The organism is Type-C symbiont of Plautia stali, from assembly GCF_059730935.1.
This window is the reverse complement of record NZ_AP035924.1, coordinates 651,268-662,512: the sequence shown is the minus strand read 5'-3', so window position 1 is coordinate 662,512 and position 11,245 is coordinate 651,268. Positions and strand designations below refer to the sequence as shown.

Below are 11,245 nucleotides of genomic sequence, written 5' to 3'. Positions count from 1 at the left end.
ATTACAGTGAACATTAACACTGTTTATAGTGAACATTCTACTGTCTATAGTGAATAAAGTACTGACTATAGTGGATACTTTACTGATTATAGTGAACACGATCACCTTCTCAGCCCTTGTCGGGTGCGGCCTGCCGCGATCGGGGATCTCTTAGGATCTCTTTTAGATCTCTTTATGATCTTTCTTTAAGATCTAGTCACTGTATAAGTGGATAACCCGTTGAGGCGACTGATGCTGATAAGCGTAACCTGCAGATTATTCGCTTACGTCTTTAAATCACCCTGTGAGGGTGGAAAGTGAAAATCTTCAGGCCTGCGCTGCCTCTCAATTCATTTCAGGTGAACAACTTGCTCTCATCTATTCATTTTTCATCACCTGATGGCTGGCGTAAGGTAGACCTCACTCTGATCAACCCGATTATCTGACGAAGGCATCCTATGACTGATCACGTTATTTCACGTAATCCCACCAGCGGCGAAATCATTGCCACTTATCCCCTGCAGAGTGCAGCCGAGCTGGAAACGGCTTTACAGCAAAGCGCCAGCGCCTTTGCGCAGTGGCGTAACACAGAGATGGCACAGCGCGTGAAGGTACTGCGTCAGCTGGGTGAGCAGCTGCGCCAGCGTCAGGAGCAACTGGCTACGCTCGCGACGCTGGAAATGGGTAAACCCATTGCGCAGGCGCGTGCCGAAGTCCTGAAATGCGCCAGCCTGTGTGACTGGTATGCTGAACACGGACCGTCAATGCTGGCCGATCAGCCCACGCTGGTGGAAAACCAGCAGGCCTGGCAATCGTTTCGTCCACTCGGTGTGATCCTGGCGGTGATGCCGTGGAATTTTCCTTACTGGCAGGTCCTGCGCGGCGCGGTCAGCATGCTGCTGGCGGGCAACACCTACCTGCTGAAACACGCTCCAAGCGTCATGGGCTGCGCCTGGCTGATGCAGGAACTGTTTGCCGCAACCGATTTGCCGCGTGGTGCATTCAACGTGATCAACGTCGATAACGACGGTGTCTCTGCCGCCATTAAAGATCCGCGCGTCGCGGCCATCGCCGTGACCGGAAGCGTTCGTGCTGGTGGGGCTATCGCCGCTCAGGCCGGTGCGGTACTGAAAAAAACCGTGCTGGAGTTAGGCGGCGCCGATCCTTTTATCGTGCTGGCGGATGCCGATCTGGATGCAGCAGTGGCCTCAGCGGTCACAGGACGCTACCAGAACAGCGGGCAGGTGTGTATGGCAGCCAAACGCTTCATCATTGAAGAGAGCATCGCAGAAGCGTTTGAGGCGCGTTTCAGCGCAGCCGTGCAGGCACTGAAAGTGGGCGATCCGCTGCAGGAAGAGACTTATATCGGTCCGATGGCACGCTACGATCTGCGTGATGAACTGGATCATCAGGTGCAGGAAACCCTGCAACAGGGTGCACGTCTGGTGCTGGGCGGCCACAAGATCGAGGGCGTCGGCAACTATTATGCGGCAACCATTCTTGCCGACGTCACGCCTGCAATGACCGCTTTTCGTCAGGAGATCTTTGGGCCGGTGGCGGCGATCACCGTCGCGCGCGATGCGCAACATGCACTGCAGCTGGCGAATGACAGCGAGTTTGGCCTGAGCGCTACCGTGTGGAGCGGCAATGAAGCGCTGGCGCAGGAACTGGCAGAACAGCTGGAAACCGGCGCGGTGTTTATCAACGGCAACGGCGCCTCAGATCCGCGCGTCGCTATCGGTGGCGTGAAGAAGAGTGGTTATGGCCGCGAACTCTCCAGCTTCGGCGTCCACGAGTTCTGTAACATCCAGACGGTGTGGAAAAACCGTCGCTAACCCGGCCGGGGCGCGCCATACTGTGCGCCCCAACTTCCGGAAGCAATCCTTGTATGCAGACGCCAGGCATTCTCATCCTTGCTGCCGGTCTCGGCAGCCGCTTTCGTCAGGCCGGCGGTACCGGGCATAAACTGCTGGCACCGTATCCTGACGATAATGGCGTGCCTCAGCCGCTGCTGAAGCTGACGCTGCAGCAGGCGCAGCGCAGCGGTTTGCCGCTTCTCCTTATTATCCGGCCGGAAGATCGCGCTATTCAACAGCTGGCACAGCAGTGCGGCGTCGCGACCTGCACTATTGCCAGCGCCGGTAGCGGTGAAAGCATTGCCGCTGGCGTGCGGGCCACCGCCCACTGGCATGGCTGGCTGATCGTACCGGGTGATATGGCGTGGGTGAGGGCGGAGGATCATCAATGCGTGGCGCAGGCGCTGCGCAACGGTGCGCCGCAGGTGCGGCTCAGCTGGCAAAACCAGCCGGGCCACCCGGTGGGATTTGCCGCGCACTATGGCGCGGCGCTCGCTCAACTGCAGGGCGACAGCGGTGCCCGCGCGCTGCTCGACCCGGCCATTCTCATCACTCTGCCGGCCCATCAGGGCACGATCCGCGACGCGGATCTGCCGCGATCCAGCGCAAGCCGCTAACCGGCAGCACGCCTGACTGGGTCAGTGGCTGCCGGGATTAGCGCGCACCTGCGCCACTTTTTCGCTCAGATTCTGCCACGCAGGTTGGTCAGGTGCGTAGCGCTGGCGCAGCCAGGCGGCAATATCTGCAACCTGCTTATCCGACAAGCTGGCGGCAAAGCCAGGCATATAACCGAGCGCATCGGTTGCCGGTTTGTCGATACCGTGCAATACCACCTGTAACAGATTATCCGGCGTCGCGCTGGTTATGCTGCTGCTGTTGGCCATCGATGGGCTGACGCCAAACAACTGCGGTCCGCCCTCGCTGGCGCTGTGGCAGGCCTGACAGGCGCCTTTAAACAGCCGTTCCCCCGCAGCAGTGTTCCATGCCGGTTTTGCCGCCGGCACAGCGACAGGGCGCGCTGCCTGACCATTAATGTCTGCCAGATAGCTGGCCATGGCACGCACATCGGCTTCCGGCAGGGTGGCGAGATGGCTTACCACCGGAGCCATTGGTCCGGCGGCAACGCCGTGCTGCGCATCGTAACCACTGCGCAGGTAGTTATACAGCGACTGCGCCGTCCACGGCTGCGGGGCTTTACTCAGCTGATTAAGCGCGGGCGCTTCCCAGCCGTCGACCCAGCCACCGGCGAGGAAATTGTCCCCGCGTTTTTCCGCGCCCAGCAAATTACGCGGCGAGTGGCAGGCACCGCAGTGTCCGGCTCCGTTCACCAGATAGGCACCGCGATTCCATTCGGCGCTTTTGCGGGGGTCAGGCTGGAATTCGCCGCGCCCGAGGTAGAGCGCGTTCCAGCCCGCCATCAGGAAGCGCAGGTTATAGGGGAAGCGCATCTGGTTTTCTGCTGGTGCCTGCTGTACCGCCGGCTGCGACATCAGCCAGGCGTACAGCGCCTGCATATCGCCTTCGCTCAGCTGGCGAAAGCTGGTGTAAGGAAACGCCGGATAGAGATGATGACCGTCGCGGCTGATACCCTGGCGCATGGCGCGATCGAAGGCGTTAAATGACCAGCTGCCGATGCCGGTCTGTTTATCCGGCGTGATGTTGGTGGTGTACAGCGTGCCAAACGGCGTCTCCATCTTCAGGCCGCCGGCATTGGTCGCACCGCCTTCCGTGGTATGGCATACCGCGCAGTCACCGGCGGCGGCCACCTGACGGCCACGTTCCAGCATCTCCGCCGACCAGCTTCCGGCAGCCGGGGGTGTCACGGGTGCAATCGGTGCGCGCCACGGCAGCGCGTTGATCGCCACGCCAGCGGCGAGACCGAGCAATCCTGTTACGCCACCCAGCGCCCATTTTCGGCTGCGGCGGCGGACGGCTTGGGCCGGTGCCGCCAGCTGTGGCTCCGGCTGCGGATCGGGGCCGTTCAGCGCCTGACGCAGTTTGTCAGCGGTAATGGGCAATTCGCGAAAACGGATACCGGTGGCATCAAACACCGCGTTAGCGATGGCCGCGGCGCTGGGCACCGACGCGGATTCCCCCGCGCCCAGCGGCGGTTCGTGCGGGCGCGGCACCATCATCACGTCGATATCCGGCACTTCCGGAAACGTCAGGATCGGGTAGCTGCCCCATTCCTGGCTGGCGATCAGGTTGCTTTCAATCGTCACCTGTTCTTTGAGCACCCGGCTGGTGGACTGAATGACATTGCCGTGAATCTGATGCTTTACCCCTTCCGGGTTGATCATCATGCCGGCATCATGGCCCACGGTGATGCGCGTAACGGCGATCTCGCCGCTCTGCTTATCAATCGCGACATCCGCGACCCAGGCAGCCCAGGCGGCGCCGAAGCCGGGAAATTTGCTGTGAATATAGCGTGCGTAGGCAAAACCGCGTCCGCGCAAAATGCCGGGTTCGCTGGCGGTCTGCTGAATGGCGGTGCGCGGCGTCCAGTCTGCACGTGCAGCGGTGGAGCGCATTAGCTCGGCGGCGCGATCGTCCTGAATGTAGCGCAGCCGGTACTCCACCGGATCGACGCCTGCCGCGTGGGCCAGCTCATCCATATAGGATTCATGGGCAAAGGTGTTGGGCAGGGCCGAAACGCCGCGCATCCACGAGGCGCGCACAATCGGCGCCATGTCCTCAATGGTGACGCGCAGATGGGGAAAATCGTAAGGTGGAATGGAGGTGCGATCGCCCATTTCATACGCCAGCGCCACCGGATCGACGCGGCCGGTCAGCAGCAGCGCAAGGGTGGGTGCGCCGTTGGACGGATAAGACGTAGTGAAATCATACACCTGCGGATTGCCCTGCGCGTCCAGCCCGCCGTCCACCTCCATCAGCTGTGCAGTGCCTTTCGGTTCCCACACGTGTTCCTGGGCGCGCGTCAGCTGTACCCGCACCGGCTGGCCTACTGCGCGTGACAGCAGCGCCGCATCGGCGGCCACGTCATCGGCGCAGTTGCGACCATAGCAACCGGCGGCTTCCATGCGGTTCACTTCAATGGTCTCTTCCGGCCTCTCCAGCAGCCATGCCAGATCGGCGCGCAGCAGGTGCGGATTCTGCGTACCGCTCCACACCTGCAGCGAATCAGGCTGATAGTCGGCCACCGCACAGGAAGGGCCAATCGACGCATGCAACTGATAGGGCCAGACATAGCTGCGGGTAAAACGCTGCGCGACATTCGCCAGCGCGGCATCCACTTCACCGCTGTCATGCACCACGCGCGAGGTGCGGGGATTATCACGAATAGCCTGTTCAATATCGCGCAGGTCCGGCAGGCTGTGTTCCCACGGCTTCCAGCGCACCTTTAACGCGTCCATCGCGGCGATGGCCTGCTCCTCGCGCTCGGCCACCACGCCGACAAAATCCGCGATCTGCACCACTTTCACGATGCCTTCGAGATGCGCGATCGAACTTTCGTCAATGCTGAGCAATGAGGTGCCGACAAAGCTGCCGGTGTCATAGCCCGCATACGGTGGACGAATGACCCGGCCGTGCAGCATACCGGGCACGCGCAGGTCATGCACCCACGTCAGTTCGCCGGTGGCTTTGGCGGGAATATCCACCCGCGCCGAGCTGGTACCAACCAGGCGATATTCACTGGCGGGCTTGAGTGTAACCTGATGATCAATTGGCACGATGCTGCGCTGCTGCTGCACCAGTTCGGCAAATGACAATTGCACCCCGCTGGGGTGCTGCAGGAAACCGCCGTCCAGCGTGATGCTCTCCAGCGGCAGCTGCCAGCGCGCGGCGGCCTGCTGTAACAGCCACTGGCGCGCCGTTGCAGCCGCTTTACGCAGTGGTACGGCAGAAATTTGCAACGTGGCGCTGGCGATGGTGGCACCCTGGTTGGGCACGCGCAGCGTATCGCCCAGCACCATTTGTACCTGATCCATGCGCAGATTGAGCTCTTCGGCGACGATTTGCGTCAGCGCGGTTTTCACCCCGGTGCCGAGATCGACATGGCCATTGAAGGCCCAGACGCGGCCGGAACCGTCAATAGCCAGAAACAGTGCGCGCTCTTTGGCTTTCAGCGTCGGCGTCTGGCCTTTGGGCACCAGCCCCGGCGGCGGCTGAATCTCATCGACAATCAACAGGACGTCGCTGGCTGCCAGCAACTGCTGCTGCGTGGGGACGTTAGCCGCACTCATGATGCCGCCTCCGCCTGCTGCAGGCATAAGGTGATGGCGCGCTTCACCGCGCACAGGATCTCCTGATGGGTGCCACAGCGGCATAGATTACCGCTCAGCGCCGCACGTATCTGCCGGTCATCAGGGCAGGGCTGAGCGCGCAGCAGCGCGGCGGTGGTCATGATCATGCCGTTAAGGCAGTAACCGCATTGTGCGGCCTGCGCCTCAATAAACGCCTGCTGCACCGGGTGCAGTGCGTCGCGGTTGCCCAGGCCTTCCAGCGTGGTGATAGCGCGCTGACGCACGCCATACGCCGGGATCACGCAGGCGCGCGCGGCAACGCCATCGATCAGCACGGTGCAGGCGCCGCATTCGCCCAGGCCGCAGCCATATTTGGGTCCGTTAAGCTGGAGTTGATTACGCAGCACCAGCAGCAGCGAGGTATCGCGATAGCTGCTGATGGGGTGAGTCGCACCGTTCACCTCAAGGGCGTAATGGCACGTGGATGCAGGTGAAACCGGTGTGGCAGTCTGATGTGCCAGCATTTTCATTATTAACCGCCTTAGCGAGGCGGCTAAGCGCCCCGGGTTAGGGCTGGCTCGTATCGTCCAGCATTTTCTTCAGCAGATAAATCAGCGCGACCCGTTCGGCCGGATTCAGCTGCCCGTAAGTCATTTCGGTGATGCGCATCGCGTTGTCTGTCGTGCTGTCAATCAGGCGGTGTCCTGCATCGGTCAGCATGACAATCACTTTGCGTTTGTCGGTGGGATCGGGACCCAGACTGACCAGATCGCGCGCCTTAAGACGCTCAACCACACCGCGAATGGTGGCCTGATCGACGGCGGTATAACGCACTAAATCGTTCTGTGCGCTCGGACCGCGATCGCGCAGCGCACAGAGGGTAATAAATTGCACGGCGGTGATCTGTGAATCACCGACGTGTTGCTGAAAAATCGCCGCATGGCGTTGATACACCTTGCGCAACAGATGGCCAACCTGCTCGGTATAGTCATAGCGCTGGTCTGCGCGCGGATCCTGCTGATGCGACATGCCTTTATCCTTTTTCCCGGAAACTGTCAGGCAGTGTAATGCATTGTCACTGCGCTGACAGCCGTTCCCTGCGCACGATTAACGCGCGCGTGAGGCCTCCGGTGCCACCACTTCACCTTCCGCCACCACCAGCAAATCGTCCACTTTGATGTCGCAGCGGCGCAGAGCAATGTCCATATGGCACGGCGTTTTGCGCTTACCGCCCACTTCAGTGTTCGGTCCGGTCGAAAACAGGAAGTTGCCGTAAAAGGCGCGCGCGTCCATACACATGCCGTCGTTTTTGTCGTGTAACCCCATCGCCGTCCACTGCGCGCGCGGCTGCAGCCCCCAGCCGATGTGGGAAATACCGTACACTTCCGGATCGTTGAAGTAGCGCATGTAATCGCGCAGATACTCGGCTTCAAAGCCACCGTGAATGCGGGTGACAAAACCTTTCTCGATCTCCAGCGTGATGCGTTCACGCGCGTAAGATTTAAACGGCAGCAGGATGTCGCCGACGTCCAGCACCAGCACGCCTTCAGCCTGATCTTCATTCGGCCAGGTAAACAGGAAGCCGCTCGGCCAGTGATCCCAGCGGCCTGGCTCATCCGCGTAGCCATATTCCGTTACCGTGGGGTACTGGCCGAGCGGGGCACGAAAATCACTGCCAGCCGGCGATTTCACCGTCATCATGCGCGCTTTTTCCAGCACCGCCGCCGCAGCCAGCACGCGCGACTTGTCCTCTTCGTTTGGCAACATTCGTGCCAATACTTCCGGCGGCTCGACGGCCAGCAAAATTCGTGTCCCGGTTTTCAGGATTTGTTCCTGCTCCGGCGAATGCAGCAGCATCATGGTATCGACGATCAGATCCGCCGCTTCCAGCGCGCGCTGCGCGGCAATGTTGCCGGTAAGCGCGGTATCACCACAGTAGGCGGTCATGTCGTTACCCATTGCCGTCGGGTGATTGAAGGCCGGCAGCTCAACGCAGTACACCTTCGCGCCCAATCGTAGTGCAGCATCAGTGGCTGCCTGCACGGTGCGTGCATCGGAATAGTGACTTTTCAGGATGGCGACACTCTGGCTGGCGTCGACTTTCGACAGCCGTAAAACCTGCTCGAACATCTGGCCTAACTGGCTCTGATTTACTGCCATAGCGGTTTCCTCTCAGGGTTAGATGTCAGACAATTTGCTGCGCAAAACTTCAGCTATTTATAGCGAATACGCTTTATGTGTTTGTTATAGACGTGTTGCGAAGAACAGTGCAAGCATTTCTTTTTGACATAAGAAAAGCCTATTTAACCTTATCATCAGGCTGTGATTAACATCATGTTATCGAGTTTTCACTGTAAATACGGTTGCTTTTAACAGTGTCATAACCTCAATAATTAAAGTGTATGCACTATAAATTCACTGTCGGGTTTGATCGTTTATCCGCGTGCATACCTTCAAATCAGCGTCTGTGTGAGAGGAAAATATGAGCAATATGAAACGCATCGCGGTAATCGGCGCCGGGCTGGGCGGGCTTGCCGCCGGCTCGCTGTTACAGAAAGCGGGATTTCATGTCACGGTCTACGAACAAAGCCCGGCTTTCTCCCGTCTGGGTGCCGGCATCCACATGGGGCCGAACGTGCTCAAGGTGTTTCGCCGCATGGGTATCGAACAGCAGCTGGAGGATCTGGCTTCGCATCCCGATTTCTGGTTCAGCCGCGACGGCGAGACCGGGGAGTATTTGTCACGCATTCCGCTGGGCGCTTATGCGCGCAAAGAGTACGGTGCGGCTTATGTCACGGTGCACCGGGGCGATTTGCAGGCCATGCAGATGACCAGTCTGCAGCCGGGCAGCGTCCAGTTCGGTAAGTGCCTGAGCAGCGTCGAAGACAGCGGCAGCGATGTGGTGCTGCGTTTTCAGGATGGCAGCGAAGCGCGCGCGGATATCGTGATTGGCGCGGATGGCATTAACTCAAAACTGCGTGAGCATCTGCTGGGGGTGGAAGCGCCCACTTACAGCGGCTGGGTGGCGCACCGTGCGCTAATCCGTGGCGAACAACTGCGCAAATACAACCTCAGCTTTGAAGATTGCGTGAAGTGGTGGTCTGAAGATCGTCATCTGATGGTCTATTACACCACCAAAGCGCGCGACGAATATTATTACGTCTCCGGTGTGCCGCACCCGGCGTGGGATATCAAAGGCAGCTTCGTTGACAGTAGTCAGCAGGAGATGCTGGAAACCTTTGGTCACTACCATCCGGTGGTACAGGCGCTGATCGAGTGCAGCGAATCGGTCACCAAATGGCCGCTGCTCAACCGCCAGCCGCTGCCGGTATGGAGCGAAGGGCGCATTGTGCTGCTGGGTGATGCCTGCCATCCCATGAAACCGCACATGGCGCAGGGCGCTGCGATGGCCATCGAAGATGCCGCCATGCTGTCGCGCTGCCTGACGGAAACCGGTCTTGATGATTATCGCACCGCATTCCGTCTGTATGAAGCCAACCGCAAAGAACGTGCGTCGCGCGTGCAGGCCGTCTCTAATGCCAATACTTTCCTGCGCACCCAGGAAGATCCGGCCTGGGTGTACGGCTACGACGTGTTTGCCGCGCCGCTGAAAAGCGAGGTGACCTCATGAGCCGTTTTATGCACGGCGGTCAGGTACAGGCCAACGGCATTCGCCAGCACTATCTGCGCTACGGCGGCAGCGGGCCCGCGCTGATCCTCGTACCGGGCATCACCAGCCCGGCAATCACCTGGGGTTTTGTGGCGGAAGTTTTTGCGCAGCATTTTGATACCTGGGTACTGGACGTGCGCGGTCGCGGGCTCTCCAGCAGTGGTGAAGGGCTGGATTACGGCATGGAGAGCTGCGCCGATGACATCAACGCCTTCGCGGATGCGCTGGGGCTGACGCGCTATCACCTGGTTGGCCATTCGATGGGCGCGCGCTTCATCATGCGTGCGGCGGTGAAACAGCCGGCCGGCGTGCTGTCGTTGTCGCTGATCGATCCGCCGGTTTCCGGACCGGGCCGGCGTCTCTATCCGGGTCAGTGGCCGTGGTATGAAGATTCCATTCGCGACGCGCAGCGCGGCATGGATGCTGAAGCCATGAAGCAATACTGCCCGGCCTGGAGCGATGACCAGCGTCAGCTGCGCGCCGAGTGGCTGCATACCTGCTATACGCCGGCCATCCGTCGCGCCTATGACGATTTTCACCAGCTCGATATCCATCAATATTTCCCTCAGCTGCCGGCAAAAACCCTGCTGATGGTGGCAGGCAAGGGCGGCGTCATTCAGGCGGAAGATGAAGCCGAAATCCGCGAGCTGCTGCCGACCATTGAGATCAGCCGGGTAGCCGGCGCTGGTCACATGATCCCGTGGGATGATTTTCACGGTTTCTTCAATGCCTTTGGCACCTTCCTTGGCCCCTCACTGACTCCGGAGACGCAGCCATGACGCGTTCGTATCGTATCGGCCAGATTGTGCCGAGTTCCAACATCACCATGGAAACCGAAATTCCCGCCATGCTGCAGGCGCGCCAGCTGATTCGCCCGGAGCGGTTTACCTTCCACTCCAGCCGTATGCGCATGAAGCATGTCAATAAAGATGAACTGGCGGCGATGGATAAAGAGTCCGACCGCTGTGCGCTGGAGCTGTCCGACGCGCGCGTTGACGTGCTCGGCTATGCCTGTCTGGTGGCGATCATGGCGATGGGCCCGGGCTATCATCGCCAGTCGCAGCAGCGCCTGACGCAGGTCACGCGCGACAACGAGGCGCTGGCACCGGTGATCACCAGTGCCGGCGCGCTGGTCGATGCGCTGCATATTATGGGCGCGAAGAAGATCGCGCTGGTAGCGCCCTACATGAAGCCGCTGACCGAGCTGGTGGTGGATTACATCCAGCGCGAAGGGATTGAGGTAAAGCAGTGGCGCGCGCTGGAAATTGCCGATAACCTCGCCGTCTCCCGCCACGACCCGGCCAATTTACCTGGCATCGTGGCGGACATGACGCTGACGGATGTTGATGTGGTGGTGCTGTCGGCCTGCGTGCAGATGCCATCGCTGCCGGCGGTGGCAAAAGTGGAGGCGCAGACCGGCAAGCCGGTAATTACGGCCGCCATTGCCACCACGTACGCTCTGCTGAAGGCGCTGGAGCTGGAGCCGGTGGTGCCGGGCGCGGGCGCACTGCTGTCCGGTGCGTGGTAAGGAGAAA

9 protein-coding genes are annotated in these 11,245 nt (G+C 60.2%); 5 read left to right on the top strand and 4 right to left on the bottom strand.

The genetic code is table 11. The features are described from left to right. Positions 1 to 437: 437 nt before the first annotated feature. On the top strand, positions 438 to 1,814 hold the full coding sequence (locus AC6I7J_RS22300) for an aldehyde dehydrogenase family protein (RefSeq protein WP_498007362.1): 1,377 nt from the start codon (positions 438 to 440) through the stop codon (positions 1,812 to 1,814). Between the two features lie 53 nt (positions 1,815 to 1,867). Beyond that, a complete protein-coding gene (locus AC6I7J_RS22295) occupies positions 1,868 to 2,452 on the top strand; it encodes a nucleotidyltransferase family protein (protein ID WP_241798127.1) in 585 nt (194 codons plus the stop codon). Between the two features lie 21 nt (positions 2,453 to 2,473). On the opposite strand, the gene AC6I7J_RS22290 is transcribed toward AC6I7J_RS22295, so the two are convergent. The 4 genes from AC6I7J_RS22290 to AC6I7J_RS22275 all read right to left on the bottom strand — a co-directional run bounded on the left by AC6I7J_RS22290 (position 2,474) and on the right by AC6I7J_RS22275 (position 8,200). Further along, positions 2,474 to 6,043 carry a molybdopterin cofactor-binding domain-containing protein gene (locus AC6I7J_RS22290; protein WP_498007480.1) on the bottom strand — a complete coding sequence of 1,190 codons (3,570 nt, stop codon included), beginning with the start codon at positions 6,041 to 6,043 and terminating at the stop codon, positions 2,474 to 2,476. After that, entirely contained in the window at positions 6,037 to 6,564 is a 528-nt protein-coding gene (locus AC6I7J_RS22285; RefSeq protein WP_370586261.1) for a (2Fe-2S)-binding protein, read from the bottom strand. Before AC6I7J_RS22285 ends, AC6I7J_RS22290 begins: the two co-directional genes overlap by 7 nt. A 43-nt stretch (positions 6,565 to 6,607) precedes the next feature. After that, positions 6,608 to 7,069, bottom strand: coding sequence for a MarR family winged helix-turn-helix transcriptional regulator (locus AC6I7J_RS22280; RefSeq protein WP_021508807.1), 462 nt, complete (start codon positions 7,067 to 7,069; stop codon positions 6,608 to 6,610). 78 nt (positions 7,070 to 7,147) lie between these two features. Next, a complete protein-coding gene (locus tag AC6I7J_RS22275; RefSeq protein ID WP_125311089.1) occupies positions 7,148 to 8,200 on the bottom strand; it encodes a 2,5-dihydroxypyridine 5,6-dioxygenase in 1,053 nt (350 codons plus the stop codon). Positions 8,201 to 8,522: 322 nt separating this feature from the next. Between AC6I7J_RS22275 and AC6I7J_RS22270 the strand changes: the two genes are divergently transcribed. Genes AC6I7J_RS22270 through AC6I7J_RS22260 form a run of 3 tightly spaced genes read left to right on the top strand, consistent with a single transcriptional unit; the run spans position 8,523 to position 11,238 of the window. Further along, positions 8,523 to 9,671, top strand: coding sequence for an FAD-dependent monooxygenase (locus AC6I7J_RS22270; protein WP_058758938.1), 1,149 nt, complete (start codon positions 8,523 to 8,525; stop codon positions 9,669 to 9,671). After that, positions 9,668 to 10,489 (top strand): alpha/beta fold hydrolase, encoded by an 822-nt coding sequence (locus tag AC6I7J_RS22265; RefSeq protein WP_021508810.1) that lies wholly within the window; start codon positions 9,668 to 9,670, stop codon positions 10,487 to 10,489. The genes AC6I7J_RS22270 and AC6I7J_RS22265 overlap by 4 nt, the downstream gene beginning before the upstream one ends. Beyond that, positions 10,486 to 11,238, top strand: coding sequence for a maleate cis-trans isomerase family protein (locus tag AC6I7J_RS22260; RefSeq protein ID WP_338671246.1), 753 nt, complete (start codon positions 10,486 to 10,488; stop codon positions 11,236 to 11,238). The genes AC6I7J_RS22265 and AC6I7J_RS22260 overlap by 4 nt, the downstream gene beginning before the upstream one ends. The last annotated feature ends 7 nt before the right edge of the window (positions 11,239 to 11,245 follow it).